At 60.6% G+C, this 22,700-nt stretch carries 16 protein-coding genes and 1 pseudogene; 5 read left to right on the forward strand and 12 right to left on the reverse strand.

Translation table 11 applies throughout. The features are described from left to right. Window positions 1-160: 160 nt before the first annotated feature. From purU to AB4N85_RS19415, 7 genes and pseudogenes are all read right to left on the reverse strand, one after another. Window positions 161-1,018: a formyltetrahydrofolate deformylase gene (purU, locus tag AB4N85_RS19385; protein WP_150636841.1), complete on the reverse strand. Its 858-nt coding sequence runs from the start codon at window positions 1,016-1,018 to the stop codon at window positions 161-163. A gap of 216 nt (window positions 1,019-1,234) precedes the next feature. Beyond that, window positions 1,235-1,867 carry a sarcosine oxidase subunit gamma gene (locus tag AB4N85_RS19390; protein ID WP_016772832.1) on the reverse strand — a complete coding sequence of 211 codons (633 nt, stop codon included), beginning with the start codon at window positions 1,865-1,867 and terminating at the stop codon, window positions 1,235-1,237. A 142-nt stretch (window positions 1,868-2,009) separates the two neighbouring features. Next, entirely contained in the window at window positions 2,010-5,027 is a 3,018-nt protein-coding gene (locus AB4N85_RS19395) for a sarcosine oxidase subunit alpha (protein ID WP_460065495.1), read from the reverse strand. Beyond that, window positions 5,024-5,353, reverse strand: a complete 330-nt coding sequence (locus AB4N85_RS19400) for a sarcosine oxidase subunit delta (RefSeq protein ID WP_016772830.1) — start codon at window positions 5,351-5,353, stop codon at window positions 5,024-5,026. Before AB4N85_RS19400 ends, AB4N85_RS19395 begins: the two co-directional genes overlap by 4 nt. Window positions 5,354-5,367: 14 nt before the next feature. Next, window positions 5,368-6,617: pseudogene (locus tag AB4N85_RS19405) on the reverse strand (sarcosine oxidase subunit beta family protein). Window positions 6,618-6,638: 21 nt separating this feature from the next. Next, window positions 6,639-7,892 carry a serine hydroxymethyltransferase gene (glyA, locus tag AB4N85_RS19410; protein ID WP_024014589.1) on the reverse strand — a complete coding sequence of 418 codons (1,254 nt, stop codon included), beginning with the start codon at window positions 7,890-7,892 and terminating at the stop codon, window positions 6,639-6,641. A 273-nt stretch (window positions 7,893-8,165) separates the two neighbouring features. Next, a complete protein-coding gene (locus AB4N85_RS19415; protein WP_041476750.1) occupies window positions 8,166-8,876 on the reverse strand; it encodes a TraX family protein in 711 nt (236 codons plus the stop codon). Between the two features lie 126 nt (window positions 8,877-9,002). On the opposite strand from AB4N85_RS19415, the gene AB4N85_RS19420 reads away from it, so the two are divergent. The 4 genes from AB4N85_RS19420 (at window position 9,003) to AB4N85_RS19435 (ending at window position 12,909) form a co-directional block, all read left to right on the forward strand. Continuing rightward, window positions 9,003-10,043 carry a threonine aldolase family protein gene (locus AB4N85_RS19420; protein ID WP_016772826.1) on the forward strand — a complete coding sequence of 347 codons (1,041 nt, stop codon included), beginning with the start codon at window positions 9,003-9,005 and terminating at the stop codon, window positions 10,041-10,043. Between the two features lie 159 nt (window positions 10,044-10,202). Further along, a complete protein-coding gene (locus AB4N85_RS19425; protein WP_256808021.1) occupies window positions 10,203-10,688 on the forward strand; it encodes an Hcp family type VI secretion system effector in 486 nt (161 codons plus the stop codon). Between the two features lie 104 nt (window positions 10,689-10,792). Continuing rightward, a complete protein-coding gene (locus tag AB4N85_RS19430; RefSeq protein ID WP_457265049.1) occupies window positions 10,793-12,148 on the forward strand; it encodes a hypothetical protein in 1,356 nt (451 codons plus the stop codon). Continuing rightward, a complete protein-coding gene (locus AB4N85_RS19435) occupies window positions 12,145-12,909 on the forward strand; it encodes a hypothetical protein (protein WP_457265047.1) in 765 nt (254 codons plus the stop codon). The genes AB4N85_RS19430 and AB4N85_RS19435 overlap by 4 nt, the downstream gene beginning before the upstream one ends. Before the next feature lie 58 nt (window positions 12,910-12,967). Here the strand turns inward: AB4N85_RS19435 and gbcB are convergent, their stop codons facing one another. Next, window positions 12,968-14,068, reverse strand: a complete 1,101-nt coding sequence (gbcB, locus tag AB4N85_RS19440; protein ID WP_016772824.1) for a glycine-betaine demethylase subunit GbcB — start codon at window positions 14,066-14,068, stop codon at window positions 12,968-12,970. Between the two features lie 296 nt (window positions 14,069-14,364). Here gbcB and gbcA point away from each other — a divergent pair, with 296 nt between their 5' ends. Beyond that, entirely contained in the window at window positions 14,365-15,660 is a 1,296-nt protein-coding gene (gene gbcA, locus AB4N85_RS19445; RefSeq protein ID WP_016772823.1) for a glycine-betaine demethylase subunit GbcA, read from the forward strand. 876 nt (window positions 15,661-16,536) lie between these two features. On the opposite strand, the gene etfB is transcribed toward gbcA, so the two are convergent. The 4 genes from etfB to dgcA form a co-directional block, all read right to left on the reverse strand. Beyond that, a complete protein-coding gene (gene etfB, locus AB4N85_RS19450) occupies window positions 16,537-17,307 on the reverse strand; it encodes an electron transfer flavoprotein subunit beta (protein ID WP_460065501.1) in 771 nt (256 codons plus the stop codon). A gap of 9 nt (window positions 17,308-17,316) precedes the next feature. Continuing rightward, window positions 17,317-18,537, reverse strand: coding sequence for an electron transfer flavoprotein subunit alpha (gene etfA, locus AB4N85_RS19455; RefSeq protein ID WP_252877025.1), 1,221 nt, complete (start codon window positions 18,535-18,537; stop codon window positions 17,317-17,319). Further along, window positions 18,537-20,486, reverse strand: a complete 1,950-nt coding sequence (gene dgcB, locus AB4N85_RS19460; protein ID WP_252877026.1) for a dimethylglycine demethylation protein DgcB — start codon at window positions 20,484-20,486, stop codon at window positions 18,537-18,539. The genes etfA and dgcB overlap by 1 nt, the downstream gene beginning before the upstream one ends. A gap of 153 nt (window positions 20,487-20,639) precedes the next feature. After that, complete coding sequence (gene dgcA / locus AB4N85_RS19465; protein WP_024014595.1) at window positions 20,640-22,700, reverse strand: dimethylglycine demethylation protein DgcA; 2,061 nt, start codon at window positions 22,698-22,700, stop codon at window positions 20,640-20,642.

The raw sequence follows: 22,700 nt of genomic DNA on the forward strand, positions 1-22,700 counted from the left end.
GTTGTTTTTATGGAACTGCGTTGCCCCGGTTGGGCAGCGCGTTGAGTGCTCGGGTATTGCTTGTTGGTCTTGCGTTGTTTGTTACGGCCCCTTCGCGAGCAGGCTCGCTCCCACATTGGAATGCATACCCTGTGGGAGCGAGCCTGCTCGCGAAAGCGATCTAGAGAACGACGGTTCTGTTGGCGTTCAAAAAAACTCGTCTTTCGATGTGATACCCAACCGCCCGCGCCAAGGTCAGGCCTTCGATATCCCGCCCTTTGGCAATCAGATCCTCGGGGTAATGACTGTGATCCACCGCCTCGACACCCTGGGCAATGATCGGCCCTTCATCAAGGTCGTTATTGATGTAATGCGCCGTCGCGCCCACCAGTTTCACGCCCTTGTTGTAAGCCTGGTGATAAGGCTTGGCGCCCTTGAAGCCCGGCAACAGCGAGTGATGAATGTTGATCGCCTTGCCGTCGAGCTTGCGGCACAGCTCCGGCGATAGCACCTGCATGTAGCGGGCGAGGATCACCAGTTCGGCACCGGCCTCTTCGATCACCTGCCAGACCTGACGCTCCTGCGCCGGTTTGTCGTTGGGGTCGAGAGGGAAATGGTAGTAGGGAATCTGGTGCCAGTCGGCCAACGGCTTGAGATCCGGATGGTTGGACACCACCGCCGCGACGTCCATCGACAACTGGCCGATGCGCTGGCGATAGAGCAAGTCGTTGAGGCAGTGATCGGCCTTGGAGACCATGATCACCACTTTCGGTCGGTAGTTCGGCGCGGTCAGCTCAAAGAGCATGCCGAACGCATGCCCGCGCTCGGCCAGCCCGGCGCGGAAGGATTGTTCGTCGAAGCCGTCGGGCTGACGGAATTCCACGCGAATGAAGAAACGCCCGGAGAGGCGGTCATCGAACGAGTGGTGCTCGGTGACATAACAGCCCTGCTCGAACAGAAAACGCGTGACCGCGTCCACCGTGCCGAGGACGCTGGGACAGTCGGCGGTCAGAATCCATGTGTCTGGGGCGCGGCTCATGGTGCGGTGACTCCTGTTCGTTGTGCGGGGTGTCAGGTTTTCCCCTCACCCTAGCCCTCTCCCAGAGGGAGAGGGGACTGACCGAGGTGTTCTTTCGAGCTACGCCGACCTGAAATAGCGCGTCGAACTCAGGCTCGAAAAACACACAAATCTGCTCCCTTTCCCCCTCTCCCCCTCAGGGGGAGAGGGCTGGGGTGAGGGGGTGGCTTTTGATCTTCAGGCCTGAACGCTCAGCCCGTACTCGGCCGAAGCATCCTGCAACCACAACCACCAGTAATCCGAGAAACTGCGCCGGATCAGCAGTTCCCAGGTGTCTTCGGCGGTATGACGAATCATCAGCTGCGACTTGGCGAACACCGTGCCCACCGCTTTGCCGACCGGGAAGTTGTTCGGGTGCACGTCATAGCTGGTGGATTTCATCAGCACCTGACGTACGTTCGGCCCGCTCAGTTCGAGGATCTGCTGGCCACCGCTGACGTTGACGATGGCGATGTGCAGATCACCCAGCGCTTCGCGCAGTTTCTGCTCGGCGGCGAACTCTTCACCGCTTGGCACGATCAGCAGCCACTCGTCCGGGCCCATCCATTGCAGGCTGGTTTCGCCTTTGACGATTACGCTCAGCGCACCGGGCAATTCAATGCCAAGCGCCTTGTGCACACCGGCCGCGAATGCGGCATCGTGGCCATCGCCACGAATGGTCAGGTGGCCGAGGAGTTTCTTTTCCCGCACGATCACGCCGGCGTTCTTGCGGCCCTTGCCGACCAGGCTGGCGAGGTCGGCATGGTGCAGCGACGACTCGGCACGGGCGCCGGTGGTCGGGCGTTGCTGGTAAACATTGGCTGTGGTCATAAAGCACCTTCTGAATTCTGTTGGTTCCTGTGGTTGCTGTGCCGCCGCCTTCGCGAGCAGGCTCGCTCCCACAGGGGAACGCGATCGAATGTGGGAGCGAGCCTGCTCGCGAATAGCCGCCCGCCCACCGCTCCCGAGGTTGTCAGATGTTCTGCCGATCACCCTTCGGATCGAAGAACACCGAAGAAACAATCTCCGCCTCGATCACGCTGCCATCGGCCAGCGGTGCAAACACCCGCTCGCCCATGCGCTTGAGACCGCCCTTGACCACACCCATGGCAAACGAATAACCGAGGGAGTTGTGCGCGTAGCTGGAGGTCACGTGGCCGACCATGGTCATCGGGATCGCCTGTTTGGTGTTGAACACCAGTTGTGCACCTTCCGGCAGCCATTTGGTCGGATCGATCGGCTTGAGGCCCACCAGTTGTTTGCGCTGATCCTTGACGCAATCTTCCCGGCTCATGCCGCGTTGGCCGATCCACGAGAACGGTTTGGTGCGACCGACACACCAGCCCATGTTGAGATCGTCCGGGGTCATCGAGCCGTCGGTGTCCTGGCCGACGATGATGAAACCCTTCTCGGCCCGCAGCACGTGCATGGTTTCCGTGCCGTACGGCGTCAGGTTGTACTGCTTGCCGGCCTCGACGATTTTCTCCAGCACGCCCATCGCATAGTCGGCCTGCACGTTGACTTCGTACGACAGCTCACCAGTGAACGAGATACGGAACACCCGCGCCGGCACATCGCCAACCAGACCTTCTTTCCAGGTCATGAACGGGAACGCTTCGTTGCTCAGATCAATGTCGGTCACGGCGCTGAGCAGCTTGCGGCTGTTCGGCCCGGACAGGGTCATGGTCGCCCAGTGGTCGGTGACCGAAGTGAAGTACACCTTCAGGTCCGGCCATTCGGTCTGGTGGTACAGCTCCAGCCATTGCAGCACGCGAGCCGCGCCGCCGGTGGTGGTGGTCATGACGAAATGGTTGTCGGCCAGGCAAGCCGTCACACCGTCGTCGAAGACCATGCCGTCTTCCTTGCACATCAAACCGTAGCGAGCCTTGCCCACGTCGAGCTTGGTCCAGGCGTTGGTGTACACGCGGTTGAGAAACTCGCGGGCATCCGGGCCTTGAATGTCGATCTTGCCGAGGGTCGAAGCATCGAGCAGGCCAACGCTGTCGCGCACGGCTTTGCATTCGCGCTTGACCGCCGCGTGCAGGTCTTCACCGTTTTTCGGGAAGTACCAGGGACGCTTCCACTGACCGACGTCTTCAAACTCGGCGCCGTTCTTCACATGCCAGGCATGCAGCGCGGTGTAGCGCACCGGTTCGAAGATGTGCCCGCAGTGTCGACCGGCCACGGCGCCGAAGGTCACCGGCGTGTAGTTCGGACGGAACATGGTGGTGCCCATCTGCGGGATGGTCACGTTCAGCGAACGGGCGGCAATGGCCAGACCGTTGACGTTGCCGAGCTTGCCCTGATCGGTGCCGAAGCCCAGCGCGGTGTAGCGTTTGACGTGCTCGACCGACTCGAAACCTTCGCGGGTCGCCAATTCGATACCACCGGCGGTGACGTCGTTCTGGAAGTCGACGAATTGCTTCGGGGCACGCGCCGAGTTCTTCTCGTGCGGCACCTGGAACAGCGCCAGGGTCGGCTCTTCGAGACGGCTCAGGGCTTTCGGCAACACGCCTTCGACGGTCTGGAAACCGGCTTCGGCAGCAGCGCGCACGCCACCTTCAAAACCGTCGGCCAGCGAATCGCCGAGCGCGTAGACGCCATTGATGCCACCGACGCACACGCGCTTCTGCGGTGCTTCGCCCGGTACGAAACCGAGAATGTCTTCGCGCCAGACCGGTTTGCCACCGAGGTGCGAAGCCAAGTGAACCACCGGGCTGTAACCACCGGAGCTGGCCACCAGGTCGCAGTCGAGCCATTCGCCCGGACTGGTCACGGCGTGGGCCTTTACGTCAATCGCGGCGACGCGGGCAGCGGTCACACGCTTGCTGCCACGCACTTCGATGACGGCGCTGCCGGTGAGGATGCGAATGCCTTTGGCGCGCGCTTCTTCGACCAATGCACCGCGCGGATTGCTGCGCGCGTCGGCGATGGCGACGACTGGCAGACTGGCATCGAGCCAATCCAGAGCGACGCGATAGGCGTGATCGTTGTTGGTCGACAGCACCAGTTTTTTGCCCGGCGCTACGCCATAACGACGCACGTAAGTCGACACCGCGCCAGCGAGCATGTTGCCCGGCACGTCGTTGTTGCCGTAGACCAGTGGACGCTCGTGGGCGCCGGTCGCCAGCACCACGCGCTTGGCGCGGACACGGTGGATGCGCTGCCGCACCTGACCGATCGGCGCGCGGTCGCCGAGGTGATCGGTCAGGCGTTCGTGAATGGTCAGGAAGTTGTGGTCGTGGTAACCGTTGACCGTGGCGCGCGGCAACAGCAGCACGTCCGGGGTGTTCTTCAATTCAGCGATGACACTGGCGACCCATTCCATCGCCGGTTTGCCGTCGAGGCTTTCGCGCGAGTCGAGCAGGCTGCCGCCGAACTCTTCCTGCTCATCGGCCAGAATCACGCGGGCACCGCTGCGCGCAGCGGCCAGGGCGGCGGCGAGGCCGGCCGGGCCGGCACCGACGATCAGCACGTCGCAGTGCTGGTTCATGTAGTCGTAGGTGTCCGGATCGTTCTCGGTCGGCGAACGGCCGAGGCCGGCAGCCTTGCGGATGTACTTCTCGTAAGTCATCCAGAACGATTGCGGGTACATGAAGGTTTTGTAGTAGAAACCCGGCGGCATCAGCTTGCCGCCGACCTTGCCGAGAATCCCCATCATGTCGTTGTTGACGCTCGGCCAGCCGTTGGTGCTGGTGGCGACCAGGCCCTGATACAACGCCTGTTGCGTGGCGCGCACGTTGGGAATCTGCGTGGCTTCGGTAGCACCGATCTGCAGCACCGCGTTCGGCTCTTCGGAACCAGCCGCGAAGATGCCGCGAGGGCGCGAATACTTGAAGCTGCGGCCGATGATATCGACGCCGTTGGCAATCAGTGCGGCGGCCAGCGAGTCGCCTTCATAGCCTTTGTAGGTCTGGCCGTTGAAGGTGAAGCTCAGCACTTTGTTGCGGTCGATCCGTCCACCGTTGGACAGGCGATTGGTCTGGCTCATACCTTCTCTCCCAGCGCCGTCGTGGCTGTTTTCGCAGTGCCAGCCTTGTCGGTGAATTGCGGCTTCTCGCCGATCTTGTAGCTCTCGAGAATCTCGTAGGTCACGGTATCGCGAGTGACGTTGAAGTACTGGCGGCAACCGGCAACGTGGTCCCACAGTTCGTGGTGCAGACCGCGCGGGTTATCGCGGAAGAACATGTAGTCACCCCACTCTTCATCGGTGCAGGCGTTCGGATCCAGCGGACGCGGGATGTGCGCCTGACCGGATGCGTGGAATTCCTCTTCAGAGCGCAGTTCGCCGCAGTGAGGACAGAAGATATGCAACATGGGGATTTCTCCTGTTAGTGGGCAACCGCAGCAGCGCCGTGTTCATCGATCAACGCACCGTTGTGGAAACGGTCGATGGAGAAAGGTGCAGCCAATGGGTGCATTTCACCCTTGGCCAGACTCGCGGCAAACACGTTGCCCGAGCCAGGTGTGGCTTTGAAACCGCCGGTGCCCCAACCGCAGTTGAAGAACATGTTCGGTACCGGCGTCTTGGAAATGATCGGGCAGGCGTCCGGGGTGGTGTCGACGATGCCGCCCCACTGGCGGTTCATGCGTACGCGGGACAACACCGGGAACATCTCGACGATGGCCTGGATGGTGTGTTCGATTACCGGGTACGAACCACGCTGGCCGTAGCCGTTGTAGCCGTCGATACCGGCGCCGATCACCAGGTCGCCCTTGTCGGACTGGCTGATGTAACCGTGTACGGCGTTGGACATGATCACGCTGTCGATAATCGGCTTGATCGGCTCGGACACCAGCGCCTGCAGCGGGTGGGATTCGATCGGCAGGCGGAAACCGGCAAGCTTGGCCATGTGCCCGGAGTTACCGGCCGTCACCACGCCGACGCGCTTGGCGCCGATGAAACCCTTGTTGGTTTCGACGCCGATGCACACGCCGTTTTCCTTGCGGAAGCCGATCACTTCGGTCTGCTGGATCAGGTCCACGCCCAAGGCATCGGCGGCACGCGCGAAGCCCCAGGCCACGGCATCGTGACGGGCGACGCCGCCGCGACGCTGCACGGTTGCGCCCATGATCGGGTAGCGGGTGTTTTTCGAGCAGTCCAGGTACGGAATCTCGTCCGCAACCTGCTTGGCGTCGAGCAATTCGCCGTCGACGCCGTTGAGGCGGTTGGCGCTGACCCGACGCTCGGAATCACGGATGTCCTGCAGGGTGTGGCACAGGTTATAAACGCCGCGCTGGGAGAACATCACGTTGTAGTTGAGATCCTGCGACAGGCCTTCCCACAATTTCATCGCGTGTTCGTAGAGGTGCGCCGACTCGTCCCACAGGTAGTTGGAGCGCACGATGGTGGTGTTGCGCGCGGTGTTACCGCCGCCCAGCCAGCCCTTCTCGACCACGGCGACATTGGTGATGCCGTGCTCCTTGGCCAGATAGTAGGCCGTCGCCAGGCCGTGCCCGCCGCCGCCGACGATGACCACGTCGTAGACTTTTTCGGCGTTGGCGTGCGCCACATGCGCTGCCAGTTTTCGTGGTGGCTGAGCGAGTGTTTGAACAGGCCGAAGCCGGAATAGCGTTGCATAGTCATTACTCCAAAACCGACTCAGCGATAAACCGGGAAGTCTGCGCACAGGGCCGAGACCTGCTGGGCGACATTGGCCTCGACATCGGCGTCGCCGAGGTTGTCGAGGATGTCGCAGATCCAGCCGGCGAGGGTTTCGCACTGGCTGACCTTGAAGCCGCGCGTGGTCACCGCCGGGGTGCCGATGCGCAGGCCCGAGGTCACGAACGGCGACTGCGGGTCGTTCGGCACGGCGTTCTTGTTCACGGTGATGTGGGCACGGCCCAGCGCGGCATCGGCGTCCTTGCCGGTCAGGCCCTGACGGATCAGGCTGACCAGGAACAAGTGGTTGTCGGTACCGCCGGACACAACATCGTAGCCACGCTTGATGAACACGCTGGCCATCGCCTGGGCGTTGTCGATCACTTGTTGCTGATAGGCCTTGAAGCCAGGCTCCAGCGCTTCCTTGAAGCACACCGCTTTACCGGCGATGACGTGCATCAGCGGACCGCCCTGGGCGCCGGGAAAAACGGCGGCGTTGAGCTTTTTCTCGATCTCTTCGTTGGACTTGGCCAGGATCAGCCCGCCACGCGGACCGCGCAGGGTTTTGTGCGTAGTGGTGGTGACCACATCGGCGTACGGCAGCGGGTTCGGATACAGGCCAGCAGCGACCAGACCGGCGACGTGGGCCATGTCGACGAACAGCAGCGCACCGACCTTGTCGGCGATCTGACGGAAGCGCGGGAAGTCCAGAGTCTTCGAGTAAGCGGAGAAACCGGCAACGATCATTTTCGGTTTGCACTCGACGGCCAGACGCTCGACTTCGTCGTAGTCGATCAGTCCGGTGTCGGTGTTGATGCCGTACTGCACAGCGTTGTAGAGCTTGCCCGAGGACGACACTTTCGCGCCGTGGGTCAGGTGACCGCCGTGGGCCAGGCTCATGCCGAGGATGGTGTCACCCGGCTGGATCAGCGCCAGGTACACGGCGCTGTTGGCCGAGGAGCCGGAGTGCGGCTGGACGTTGGCATAGTCGGCGCCGAACAGTTGCTTGGCGCGTTCGATGGCCAGCGCTTCGACCTTGTCCACATGCTCGCAGCCACCGTAGTAGCGCTTGCCCGGATAGCCTTCGGCGTATTTGTTGGTGAGCCCGCTGCCTTGCGCCTGCATGACGCGCTTGCTGGTGTAGTTCTCCGACGCGATCAGCTCGATGTGATCTTCCTGACGTTGCTCCTCGGCATTCATCGCCGCCAGCAGTGCATCGTCGTAACCCTGGATCTGGTCTTGCTTGCTGAACATCGCGTCTCTCCCAGCGGCATCTGTGCGCCATTCGTCTCGGTAAGGCACTGGCAATGATGGCAGTGCCCTTTGATGCGATGGTATGACCGGCACAGACAGCTCAAATGCCTGCGCGCGCCACGCAAAGGTGCGTTTACGACATGGCTGGAAATGCTCTCTTCGAAACGCCGGAGATCCACTGTGGGAGCGAGCCTGCTCGCGAAGAGGCCGGCACATCCGACATAGAAGTTGACTGGCAGACCGCTTTCGCGAGCAGGCTCGCTCCCACAGGGGTCAGGCGATGATTTGGCGGATGGCGAGCAGCAGGAGGAAATGCGCGGGATACAGCGCATATGCCCAGCGCCGCATCGGTGGTGGCTGCAGATGTCGCCCATGTCGCAACAAGAACATTCCCAGCATCGGCGCAAACAGACACGTCGCCAGACCAAGAATCGCCACGCTGTTGCCGAACCGCGCCGATTCGAGCAGCACCTGCCATTGGTTCGCCGCCAGACACACCAGCCCCGGCAACAGGCTGAAATACCAGGGTCGGCGGAACACCAGCAGCATCGCCAACGGCAACAATACGCCGAAGAAACCGAACATCAGCCGTTCTGAAAAAACCGCCGCAACCACCAGCGCGGCCAGTGCGAGCAATCGCGCCACCGAGGCTGAATCCTGCCAGCCGCGCGCCACCAGCAGGCCCAGCGCCAGCGTCGGCATCACGTTGAACGTGTCAGGGTCGGGGATATAAAAGCGATAAGGGATTTCGCTGATGGCGCTGAACAACAACAGCCAGCCCAGATAGCGCCATTCCATCTTGCGCGAACCGTCTCGTGCCAGATTCGCCGCCATCGCCAGGCAAAACCATGGAAACGCCAATCGCCCGGGCACATACAAACAATCGGCGGAGAAGCCGACATATCGCAGGTGATCAAGCAACATGCTCAGCAACGCCAGCCACTTGAGCAGATCCAGGGCGCCGTCGCGTTGGCTCAGGTGCATAATCGGCCCATAAACTGGTAATTTTCCCCACCCGACATCGCATGTGCTCCCCGGAAGATCTTCGGTAAAGTGCGCATCCTCATTGACCACGAGCCTTCACAAGAGTCTCGATTACGGAAGCCGGCCATGACCGACAAGAGCCAACAATTCGCCAGCGACAACTATTCCGGTATCTGCCCGGAAGCCTGGGCTGCCATGGAACAGGCCAACCACGGCCACCAGCGCGCTTACGGCGACGATGAATGGACCGCCCGCGCGGCCGATCATTTCCGCAAACTGTTCGAAACCGACTGCGAAGTGTTCTTCGCCTTCAACGGCACCGCCGCCAACTCGCTGGCCCTGTCGTCGCTGTGCCAGAGTTACCACAGCGTGATCTGCTCGGAAACCGCCCACGTCGAAACCGACGAATGCGGCGCTCCGGAATTCTTCTCCAACGGCTCGAAGCTGCTGATCGCCGGCACCGAAAACGGCAAGATCACCCCGCAATCGATCCGTGAAGTCGCGCTCAAGCGTCAGGACATCCATTACCCGAAACCGCGCGTGGTGACCCTGACCCAGGCGACCGAAGTCGGCAGCGTCTACACCCCGGAAGAAGTCCGCGCCATCAGCGCAACCTGCAAGGAACTGGGCCTGCACCTGCACATGGACGGCGCACGGTTCTCCAACGCTTGCGCATTCCTCGGCTGCTCGCCCGCCGACCTGACCTGGAAAGCCGGCGTCGACGTGCTGTGTTTCGGCGGCACCAAGAACGGCATGGCGGTGGGTGAAGCGATCCTGTTCTTCAACCACAAACTGGCCGAAGACTTCGACTACCGCTGCAAGCAGGCCGGGCAACTGGCGTCGAAGATGCGCTTTTTGTCGGCACCGTGGGTCGGCATTCTGGAAAACGACGCCTGGCTCAAATACGCCCGCCACGCCAACCACTGCGCGCAACTGCTGGCAGAACTGGTCAGCGACATTCCCGGGGTCGAACTGATGTTCCCGGTGCAGGCCAACGGCGTGTTCCTGCAACTGTCCGAGCCGGCCATCGCTGCGTTGACTGCAAAGAACTGGCGCTTCTACACCTTCATCGGCAAGGGCGGCGCACGCTTCATGTGCTCCTGGGACACCGAAGAAGAGCGCGTGCGCGAACTGGCGCGCGATATTCGCGAGGTCATGTCGGCCTGATTCCCCTCCCAAGTTGCATTCCCATGCTCAGCACGGGAATGCAACCCAGAGGCTGCGCGTCGCGGACCTGCATTTTCAGAATCGGCCTACACCAAGGCCTACAGAAAGCACAAAAATCCCGCCATAGACTGCCCGCTCCCGATTCAAGGAGCGCACGCGATGGCAATTCCCGGCTACATGACGATCACGGGCAAGACCCAAGGGCTGATTTCGGCAGGCTGCTCAACGCCTGATTCGGTCGGCAACAGATATCAGGCGGCACACACCGATCAAATCATGGTGCTGTCGTACAGCCACAACCTCGCCAACCTCGACAACTCTCACCGAGCCACCCACGCGCCGGTCATTGTCACCAAAGTCGTCGACAAATCTTCACCGCTGCTGGCCCAGGCACTGGCCAACCGTGAAGAGATCGACTGCAAGATCAACTTCTACCGAACCTCCCCTCAGGGTCAGCAGGAAAAATACTTTTCTGTCTCGATCGACGGTGCGGTGCTCACCGAACTGAACCTGGATATGCCCCACGTCATTCTGCACAACGACGCGGAACCTCAGGAGCAGGTCGCCATTCGTTATCGTGGCATCAGCTGGGTGCATCACCTCGCCGGGACCAGCGGCCATGCCTCGTGGGGCGAAGAAGGTTGAGCGATCGGCGCCATGGTCTCAGCGACGTTCGACACGTTGCCGGCAAGCTGCTCGCACAGGCACAGACAGTCGGCTCACATCATCTGGCATTCGGCAGTGCGCGCGTGCAGTTCAATCAGGAGGTCGCGCGCTTCGCCAAGGGCATTGTCGATGATGTCGCCAGCGGCCGCCTTTCAGCGGACATGGGCCTTGACGCCTTTGCACAGGAACAGCGTCATCTTCTGAACCAATCCAGAGTTCTGGCACGCGGCACCAAAGGTGCCGTTCCTGAAGCGGTAAAAAAACGCCCGTTATCGATGCTCAGGCAGCCTGCCTCGCGCTCCGATCCAGACAGGTTGCTGCGCGCGATTCATCAGCAGAACCTCAGAGTGGCGCGCGTTAATAACAGCAGCACCGCGCGCAGCCCTCACCCCGTCAACGACTTGAAGTTCTTCCCCAGCGAGCACTGGCCGCAAGATCGCCCGGCCCCATCTGAGCCGGGGTTTTACATCGTGCCGAAAAGCATTGTCACCGAGAAGCTTGAGGCACAACTGCTCCCCTCCGCCAACCCGAATGTCATCGCCAGATTCAGAAGTTTGAATCCGACCCCGGACATGATTAAAGCCGGTTCGATGATAGTGCTGAGCGACCCTGACAACCAGCAATGCACATACGAAGAAGCGTTGCTGATGCAGACCGCCCGTTTCGTCAGTGCGACGCTGGGACCACTGACCGTGGAAGAAGCGGATTTCATGGCGCAGCACTATGGCGTGATCCAGACCGCACTCGCCTATGAATCAAAAGTGATCGGAGTCGTCACGGCCATGGCAGCCAATCATCTGGATGGCATAAAAAATGTTCTCGCAGATCTTGAGAAGTTGCATGTTCAAACGCTGGACGTAAAAGGCCACCGGGTCTCTGAAGAATTCATAAACAAGCGTGACCAATTACTCAAAAAGCTGGACGTCCAACTCAATCGGTTCACCCGGCAGAGTATTGGCATCCCCGATTACCCGAGCCTGAAGACCACTCTAGGCATTGATCATCCCTATCTTGTGCACCACTGGCGAAAAGCCGACGGCATCGGCCAGAACCCAGGTTATGCCACGCATATTCGGGCAGTCAGCCAAGCATCACAGTACGTTAAATATGGCGGCTGGATCGGTACAGCGGTGGGTGGTGGCGCCTCCGCCTTAAAGGTGCAGGATGTCTGCATGCACGGAAGCGCGGAGGCATGTGAAAAAGTGAAGTTCACGGAGAGCGGAAGCTTTTTGGGTGGTGTGGGTGGCGGAATGGTTGCCGGCGCGCTCGTAAGCTTGACTGCCTCAACAATTTGCGTAGGCGCTGGCCTCCCGACAGGCGGGCTTGGCACTGTACTTTGCAGTGCGCTACTGGCAGGACTCGGAAATTATGCCGGCGGGACTTTGGGCGAGAAAGGCGGCGAACGGATCGCACAGAAAGTATACGAGGCTGTTAAATGACTCTTCGTACTTCAGAGAAAATATTCTTGTTGATTGGTATTGTAGACTTCGTCGGCATATTTACTTTGATAGGAGTGATGTTGTATGTCGCGAAAACAAAGACCGAAATCATATTGGACCATCTAACAAACAGTTCTATTTCGAGCAGACTGATAATGCTTTGGCACGGAGGTCCTTGGGGCAAAATCTACATGATGGGAGAAGTGTTCGACATCATGCGAAACCCTGAATTTTACATTCACACAGGAAAGCTTTGCGCGAAAGACTTCGAAAACTTCCCCAAAAAACTGAAAAAGAACCTGATTATTTTATACAAACTGGTTTTCATTTTTTTTGCAATTATGATGTGCCTGGGAATAAGCTCATCCGTAGATCAAATTAACAATATCGTAAAAGATCCAATTGTGATCATGACACTGGTGAGTTTCACAGGTCTTTTAGTGGTAAATGGAATTTTACTTTATACCGCCAAGAGAAGACTGGAAACGATCCTAAATAGCCTGAAACGCAGTTCAATCACATCGTCTTTGCTCATGTTATGGCAAGCGGGCCTGGGGGGACGTATTTATATGTTGGGTGAAATTTTCGGCATCCTCAAACAACCCGCACGGTACATTTCCCAAGGCAAAGTCAGCGCAAGAGACGTTAAGAATTTCCCGCCAAAACTCAAACGCGACCTGCTCAAACTGAATAAATACCAGCAAATATTTGGCTTTGCCTTTGTGGGCTTCGGCCTGCTCGCTTTGTTCGGGCTGATTTGAAATTGCACTTTCCCGGTCGATCTCCTCATTTAGGAGATCGACCCAAGTTCATGCCTATTTAAAACTCAATCCGCACATCCCCCTTCGGCACGCTGCAGCACGACAGGATAAACCCTTCCGCCTCGTCGTCCTCGGTAATCCCGCCGTTGTGCTCCATCTCCACTTCGCCGCCCAGTTTCATCACCTTGCACGTTCCGCAAATGCCCATGCCGCAGGCTTTCGGGATCATCAGGCCGAGCTTGGCGGCGGCTGCGTGTACGGTTTCGCCCGGGCCGACGCGAATGCTTTTGCCGGAGGCGGTGAATTCCACCTGATGCAGATCCGCGGCGTCGATTTCCGGCGCATCGGCGGCTTGTTCGGCCTGTTCCACCGCGTCGGCGCGGGCCTCGGGTGGCGTGGCGCCGAAGGATTCTTCGTGGTAGCGCGACATGTCGTAGCCGGCCGCTTCCAGCAAGCGTTTGACCGCAGTCATGTACGGCGTCGGGCCGCAGCAGAACACTTCGCGTTCGAGGAAGTCCGGAACCATCAGTTCGAGCATCTTGTGGTTCAGGTAACCGCGATAACCGGCCCATGGCTCACCGAGGCCGTGTTTTTCGCAGATCAGGTGCAGGCTGAAGTTGTCGATCCGCGACGCCATGTGCTCAAGCTCGCGGTGGTAAATGATGTCTTTCGGCGACCGCGCGCTGTGCACGAACGTCATGTCGACGTTGGCGTTGGTGTCGTAGAACCAGCGCGCCATCGACATGCACGGGGTGATGCCGACGCCACCGCTCAGATACAGGACCTTCGGGCTCGGGAAGTCGATCGCGTTGAACAGCCCGACCGGGCCGTGCACCGCCAGTTCTTGCCCCTCATGCAAAGTGTCGTGCAACCAGTTCGAGACCTTGCCGCCCGGCACGCGTTTGATCGTCACCGAAAAGCTGTACGGCACCGACGGCGAGCTGGAGATGGTGTAGGAGCGCATGATCGGCTGGCCTTCGATTTCCAGCTCCAGGGTGACGAACTGCCCCGGCTTGAAGAAGAACAGGATCGGCTGGTCGGCCATAAAGCAGAAGGTGCGCACATCCCAGGTTTCCTGGATGACTTTGACGCAACGGACAATGTGTCGGCCATTGGCCCAGGTCTGGGTGGTGACCGGATTCAGGAAGCTGTTGGACATGCTGTTCTCCACGGCCGACTGTCGGCCTCTTGTCGGCGATTCTGCGTATAGCGCAGACCGTGCGTTTACCTATCCGCGACATTGACATACTTATCGCGACCAGCCCTTGAACACCGGGGCTTGCGCGTCGGGAACAGATTGCGCCATGTCGCGCATGGATAAGGTTCCCCCCAGCGCCGGCCCCACACTCGCCCCAACACAAGACGACTTCTTTACACCTTGCGTAGCAACCGTTTTGCAGCACACCTGATCAGCCACTTTCGCCGGCCACGCAGAGGGCCATGAGGATTACATCGATGGACGTCACCGCAAAAATCAGCCTGGGCGATCCGCTGGAACCCGCACGCAAGGCCACCGCACAAATGCTGCAGGAGCGCGAGCGCACTTTTTCCCTGCCACAGCCGTTCTACAGCGACGAGCGCCTGTTCGATATCGATATGCAAGAGATCTTCCAGAAAGAATGGTTGATCGCCGGCATGACCTGCGAGATCCCGGCCAAGGGCAACTACCTGACCCTGCAGGTCGGCAAGAACCCGATCATCGTCATTCGCGGCGCCGAGGGCGTGGTGCACGCGTTCCACAACGTCTGCCGCCACCGTGGCTCGCGCCTGTGCACCAGTGAAAAAGGCAAAGTCGCCAAACTGGTCTGCCATTACCACCAGTGGACTTACGAACTGGACGGTCGCCTGCTGTTTGCCGGCACCGAGATGGGCGCCGACTTCGACATGAAGCAGTACGGCCTGAAACCGGTGAACGTGAAGACCGCTGGCGGCTACATCTTCATCAGCCTGGCGGAGAACCCGCCGGCCATCGATGACTTCCTGTCGACGCTCAACCATTACATGGAACCGTACGACATGGAGAACACCAAGGTGGCGATCACCACCACCTTAATGGAAAAGGCCAACTGGAAACTGGTGCTGGAAAACAACCGCGAGTGCTACCACTGCAACGCATCGCACCCGGAACTGTTGAAAACCCTGCTGGAATGGGACGACGTCACCGACCCGCGCGCCGATCAGGCGTTCAAGGATCACGTCGCCGCTTCCGCCGCTGCCTGGGAAGCGGAAAAGATCCCTTACGCTCACGCCAGTTTCGGCTTGCGCAACCGTATCGTGCGCATGCCGCTGCTCAAGGGCACCGTGTCGATGACCCTCGACGGCAAACAGGGCTGCGCCAAACTGATGGGCCGCATCAAGAACCCGGACCTGGGCTCGATGCGCATCCTGCACCTGCCGCACTCGTGGAACCACTGCATGGGCGATCACATCATCGTCTTCACCGTGTGGCCGATCAGCGCCCAGGAAACCATGGTCACCACCAAGTGGCTGGTGCACAAGGACGCGGTGGAAGGTGTCGATTACGACGTCGAGCGCATGCGCCAGGTGTGGGATGCGACCAACGATCAGGACCGCCGTCTGGCTGAGGAAAACCAGCGCGGGATCAACTCCACCGCTTACCAGCCGGGGCCTTACTCCAAAACCTATGAATTCGGCGTGGTCAACTTCGTCGACTGGTACAGCGAGAGGATGTTGAACAACCTCGGGGCTGAGCCAGCGCCTTACCTCAAAGGCGTACCGGTTCAGGGCTGATCAAGAGCAAAAGATCGCAGCCTGCGGCAGCTCCTACAGGTGGAATGCATTCCCCTGTGGGAGCGAGCCTGCTCGCGAAGACGCCCTGACCCACGCTACATCTCCCAGCTGATCAATTTCCGATCAACCACCCCCGCCCCCATACCCACCAAGCCCTCCAGCCTTCCGCAAACAAGTTATCCACATACCCGCCCACAGCAAATGGGGGTAACTGTGGATGACTCAAAAAATATCCTGCTGATTTGCAAAGAAAAATCGTGACTTATGCTGAATCGCGGTTTCTCAAAACAATTGATCGTTTTTTGATCACACTCGTACATAGCACGTATTCAGAGGCCTGTAGCGGGTAGCGAACATGTTATCCACAGAAGCGCCAACAGAGATCGGGGACAACTTTCAATCTCCTGTGGAAAAACACCTGTGACTGGGGAAAACCCCTTCGCGTTAACAGCTCTCGGCGCCCGGGGATCACATTTGATCAATAATTGATCAAACCCATGTAAGGCCTGCTCCATATGGCGTACAGCTGATAGCGAACATCTTATCCACAGAAGCGCCAACAGAGATTGGGGGCAACTTCTCGATTAATACCGAGGGAAAAGCCCGTTAAATCCGTGAGTTACGCTGATCGTTTTTTGATCTTATGGCTGGAAGGCTTGAATCGCGTAGGGTACGAGCAAGGGCGAACACGTTATCCACAGCTTCGCCAACAGGGATTGTGGGTAAGCAGTACAGATTGGCGGTGAAGAAATGCCAATGTGGGAGCGAGCCTGCTCGCGAATGCGTCGGGTCAGTCGATGCATGTGTCGGCTGACAGTGCGCTTTCGCGAGCAGGCTCGCTCCCACAGGAGTTATTCCATGCCTGGAAGAGGGTGACTAGCGGACAACGCCCTCTTCAATCAGCAGCTTCAGAATCGCCTCCGCCCCAGCCTGCGCGGTAACGCCCTTGAGCACCTGCCCACCGGCACCACTGGCTTTGGCCGTAGCGGCCTTCATCCGGTCGGCGCCGCTCTTCGCCTTGATCACCTTCAAGCGCTTGGGTCGTGGCTTGGCCGGTTGCAGCGTGGCGACGGCCAACAATTGGTCCTCAACAACTTCAACGTCATCGGCGGCCAATTCGCCCCGTCGCGCCGGGCCGTACGCGCTCTGCCGAGGCTTCGGGGCGGCGTTATCCACAGTCGCCAGAAACGGCAGTTTCACCTTCAAGCGGCGTCGCTGCCCGCGCGGCAACGCTTGCAGGACCAGCGCCGAACCGTCATTGATTGATTCGACCTGCGCCAGGCCCACCACCAGCGGCCAGCCCAGGCCTTCGGCCAGGAGGAACGGCAACATCCCCGAACCTTCCCCGGTTTCCGCTTGGCTGCCGGTCAGCACCACTTGCGCCCCGGCGTCGCGCAGGTACGCGGTCAGCGCCGGCAATGCATCGGCGCCAACGGGTTGTTCCAGCACATGCAGCTGTTCCAGGCCCATGCCCAGATAGGCACGCAGGGCCGGTTCGGCAACATCACCGGCATGCAGCACTTGCAGGTTATCCCCAGCCAATTGCAGGCCCAGTTCCACCGCGCGCGCATCCTGATCGGCGCGCCGTGGCCGACCTGAGGTCGGGTGAGCGCCGATTGAAACCAGACTGATAACGTTCGTGTTCATAGGGTTTCCTTACGCCGCATCGCGCTTGGCTTCGTTGCGGTAAGCCGCGACCGCTTCGATCAACGCTTGCAGAATTTCTGCGCTTTCGCCGATCACCGAGAGGTCGGCACGCTTGATCATGTCGCAACCCGGATCGAGGTTGATTGCCACCACCTTGTCGCAGGCGCCAATGCCTTGCAGGTGCTGGATTGCGCCAGATATACCCACAGCCACATAGACCCGCGCGGTGACCCAGGTGCCGGACGCGCCAACCTGGCGATCCCGCGCCATGAAGCCGTCGTCCACCGCCACCCGCGAAGCGCCTTCGGTGGCGCCGAGGGCTGCGGCCGTTTCGTGGAACAACTGCCAGTCCTTGACGCCGTTGCCGCCGGAGAAAATGAACTCCGCTTCGGCCATCGGGATCGCTGCCGGATCCACCGCCACGGCACCAAGATCTTCGATTCGCGACAAGCTGCGCGCGACGCTTGTGAATAACTCCACTGGCAACGCTTCGTGACGAGTTTCGCTGACCGGTTCTGCGCATTCGGCAGCGGCGAGAATCAACCGCGCCACCGGACGCGCCAGATCTTGCAATCCGGCCCCGGCGCGGCCGATGCACTCCTGATCCTTGACCTGCCAGACCCGCGTGGCCGGGCGCTCGCCCAGTGCAGCAGCAAAGCGCCGGCCGAGTTCGCCGCCACCGCTGCGGCTGTCCGGCAGCAACCAGTGACGCGGGTTGAATTGGTTATCCACAGCGCGCAACCCCTGCACCCGTTGCTCCGGTGCATAACCGCTGAATTCCTCGCCTTCAAGCACCAGCAAGCGATCAACGCCCGCGGTTTCGAAAGCGCTTTCCTTGTGCTCGCCGAACACCACGGCGAGCACCGCACCATCGGTGCCGGCCAGTTGGTGAGCAAGGCCGAGCAGATCGCGGTCGTGGCTGCTCAGGCGACCACCGACCATATCCGGCACCACACTGATGTAGAACGCCGGGGCCGGTACCTGATGCAGCGGCAACTGCACTTCAACAGCAGCCGAGCGTTTGACCGCCCCACCCTGCTGCGCGCCGCTGCGGTCAATGCGTTTGATGCCGTTGGGGCCGATAAAACCCATGCCGTGCAGATTCTTGCGGATGACGCCATTGGGACCCATCCAGCTGTGCTGCGCCGGTTGCATCGCCGCGTGCAGCGGATGCAGGCGGTTGCGCGCAATCCATTCGGCGCGCGGGTCGCGGCGGATAATGTCGCTCATCAGTGCACCTCCGCAGGTTCACGTTTGGCCGGGGTGGCAGGCTTGCTTGGCGCGGCGTCTTCGAGCAACGCGTCGGCGACCAGTTCGGCGATGTCCTTGATCAGCGGACGCGGCTCGACCACGCCTTCGAGCATCGCCGTGCACTGTGGACAACCCACCGCCACCAGTTCGGCGCCGGTTTCGCGGATGTCTTCCATGCGCATGTCGGGGATGCGCTGCTTGCCCGGAATGTCGGTGATCGGCGCGCCGCCACCGCCGCCGCAGCAGCGCGAGCGGAAGCCGGACCGTTGCATCTCTTTGACTTCAATGCCGAGGGCACGCAGCACTTCGCGCGGCGCTTCGTACTCGCCGTTGTAGCGGCCCAGGTAGCACGGATCGTGATAGGTCACGCTGTTGCCTTTGTGCTGCCCGAGGTTGAGCGCGCCGGCCTGAATGATCTCGGCCATGTAGGTGCTGTGGTGCTGCACCAGATAGTTGCCGTCGAAGGCGCCGTACTCGTTTTTCAGCACATGGAAACTGTGCGGATCGCAGGTGACGATGCGGTTGAAGCTGTATTTGGCCAACGTCTGGATATTGCGTTTGGCGAGCTGCTGGAACGTTGCTTCGTCGCCCAGACGGCGGGCCACATCGCCGCTGTCGCGCTCCTCAAGACCGAGTACAGCGAAGTCGACTTTCGCTGCCTTCAGCACTTTGACGAAGGCACGCAGGGTGCGCTGGTTGCGCATGTCGAAGGCGCCGTCGCCGACCCAGAAGAGCACGTCGGTGGATTTCTTTTCGCTGAGCAGAGTGAGGTTCAGGTCCGCTGCCCAGTTCATCCGCCCGCCCGGGGCGAAACCGCCGGGGTTGTCGGTTGCAATAAGGTTCTCGAGAACTTCGGCACCCTTGTTCGGCGTCGCGCCTTTTTCCAGGGTCAGATGCCGGCGCATGTCGACGATCGCATCGACGTGCTCGATCATCATCGGGCACTCCTCGACGCAGGCGCGGCACGTGGTGCATGACCACAGGGTTTCAGCATCGACCAGACCGTTGACGATTGGTTGATGCGGATTGCCGGAATGCTCGCCGATTGGTTTGCCCGGATACGGGCTGCCGGCGAACTTAGCGTCAGTGCCGCCGGCGAGGCCGACGACCATGTCCTGAATCAGTTTTTTCGGGTTCAGCGGCTGGCCGGCGGCGAAAGCCGGGCACGCTGCTTCGCACTTGCCGCACTGCACGCAGGCGTCGAAACCGAGCAACTGGTTCCAAGTGAAATCCTGGGGTTTTTCCACGCCCAGCGGCGCATCGGGATTGTTCAGGTCCAGCGGTTTCAGACCGGTCGAGCGCCCGCCGCCAAAGCGTTCCGGGCGACGGTGCCAGGCCAGGTGCAGAGCACCGGCAAAGGCGTGTTTCATCGGCCCGCCCCAGGTCATGCCGAAGAACAGCTCCGACACGCCCCACAGCACGCCAACACCGAGGATGACTGCGAGCAGCCAGCCGCCGAAGTTTTCCGGCAGGATCCCGGCAACCGGCAGGGTCACCAGGAAAAACGACGCGGAGAAGGCCAGCAGGCTTTTCGGCAGGCGCATCCACGGGCCTTTCGACAGACGTGCAGGCGGATTGACCCGGCGCAGGTACATGAAGATCGCGCCGACGAACATCACCGCCGACATCAGCAGCAAGGCGTAGCCGAGGATGCGGTTATGCAGGCCAAAACCGTGCACCAGAATGGCCAGCACAATCGACGCCACCGCACCGCCCGCCGTGGCGACGTGGGTGTTGGCAATGTATTTGTCCCGCGCGACGACGTGGTGCAGGTCGACCATGTAGCGCTTGGGCATGGCCAGCAGACCGCCGAGCAGATCGACCTTCGCCGCCCGCCCCCGGCGCCACATGTTCATCCGCCGCAACGCGCCGAGGACAGCAAGGCCCAGGGCTGCGAACAACAGGATTGGAAGAAGGGTGTTCAACATGGTGAAGCTCCCACCAGACAGCCTGGAGAAACACGATCCGCTTTACTGTGGGAGCGAGCCTGCTCGCGAAAGCGCTGGGTCAGTCGACATCAGCGTCAACTGACAGATTGCATTCGCGAGCAGGCTCGCTCCCACAGGGTTTGGTGCAAGCCGTCAGAAATCCTTGCACAACCGCAGTGCGTCGTAGATCGCGGCGTGTGTGTTGCGCTGCGCCACGCAGTCGCCGATGCGGAACAGCAAGTAGCCGTCGCCCGCTTCGCTCAGCGAAGGTTGCGGCTGGATCGCGAACAGCGCTTCGACGTCGATCTGGCCCTTGTTGCGCGAGCCGTCCTTGAGCGCGTAGTAGATTTCCTCGTCCGGGCGTACGCCGTTTTCGACGACCACCTGATCGACCACCCGCTCCTCTTTCGCGCCGGTGTATTCGTTCTCCAGCACCGCGATCAGCTTGTCGCCTTCGCGGTAGACCTTCTCCAGCATCATGTCGCCGGTCATGATCACTTCTTTCGGGTACATGCTGCGGTAGTAGGTCGGGAACGACGTGCCGCCGATGGCCACGCCCGGTTTGATGTCGTCGGTGACGATCTCGACCTGGCTGCCCTTGTCGGCGAGGAAGTCGGCGACCGACATGCCGGTGAACTCGCAGATGGTGTCGTAGACCAGCACGTTCTTGCCCGGCGCAACCTTGCCGTCGAGCACGTCCCAGCTGCTGACCACCAGCCCTTCGGCCGCGCCCCAGTGTTCGTTCTGCTCAAGGTACGGATGACCGCCGACCGCCAGCACCACCACGTCCGGACGCAGGTCCATGATGGTGTCGGCATCCGCCGCCGTGCCCAGGCGCAGATCGACTTTCAGCCGCGCCAGTTCCAGCTGGAACCAGCGAGTGATGCCGGCGATCTGGTCACGCTGCGGTGCTTTCGATGCGGTGGTGATCTGCCCGCCGATGAAGTCTTTTTTCTCGAACAGTGTGACGTCGTGGCCCCGCTCGGCAGCCACGCGTGCGGCTTCCATCCCGGCCGGGCCGGCACCAACGATCACCACTTTGCGTTTCGGCCCGGTGGATTTCTCGATGATGTGCGGCACGCCCATGTATTCACGGGAGGTCGCGGCGTTCTGGATGCACAGCACGTCCAGGCCCTGATACTGGCGGTCGATGCAATAGTTGGCGCCGACGCACTGCTTGATCTGGTCGATCTGGCCCATCTTGATCTTGGCGATCAGGTGCGGGTCGGCGATGTGCGCGCGGGTCATGCCGACCATGTCGACGTAACCGCCTTCAAGGATGCGCGTGGCCTGGTTCGGGTCCTTGATGTTCTGCGCGTGCAGCACCGGCACCTTGACCACTTCCTTGATCCCGGCAGCCAGATGCAGGAACGGCTCCGGTGGATAACTCATGTTCGGAATGACGTTGGCCAGGGTGTTGTGGGTGTCGCAACCCGAGCCGACCACGCCGATGAAGTCGAGCATGCCGGTGTCGTCGTAATACTTGGCGATCTGCTTCATGTCCTCGTGGGACAAGCCGTCCGGGTGGAACTCGTCACCGCACAGGCGCATGCCCACGCAGAAATCGTCACCGACCTCGGCGCGCACGGCTTTGAGGACTTCCAGGCCGAACTTCATCCGCCCTTCGAAGGTGCCGCCCCATTCGTCGGTACGCTTGTTGACGCGCGGGCTCCAGAACTGGTCGATCATGTGCTGGTGCACGGCCGACAGTTCGACGCCATCGAGGCCACCGGCCTTGGCCCGGCGCGCCGCCTGGGCGTAGTTGCCGATCACTCGCCAGATCTCTTCCGGCTCGATGGTTTTGCAAGTGGCGCGGTGCACCGGTTCACGGATGCCCGAGGGCGACATCAAGGTCGGCCAGTTGAAGCCGTCCCAGCGCGAGCGACGGCCCATGTGGGTAATCTGGATCATGATCTTGGCGCCATGCTTGTGCATGGCGTCGGCCAGATTCTGGAAGTGCGGAATGATCCGGTCGGTGGACAGATTGACCGAACTCCACCATTCCTGCGGGCTGTCGATCGCCACCACGGACGAACCGCCACAGATCGCCAGGCCGATGCCGCCCTTGGCTTTCTCTTCGTAGTATTTGACGTAGCGGTCGGTGGTCATGCCACCGTCAGTCGCGTAGACCTCGGCGTGCGCGGTGCTGAGCACGCGGTTGCGGATGGTCAGTTTGCCGATCTGGATCGGCTGGAACATTGCTTCGAAAGCCAT

It is taken from the genome of Pseudomonas sp. H1_G08 (genome assembly GCF_054681355.1).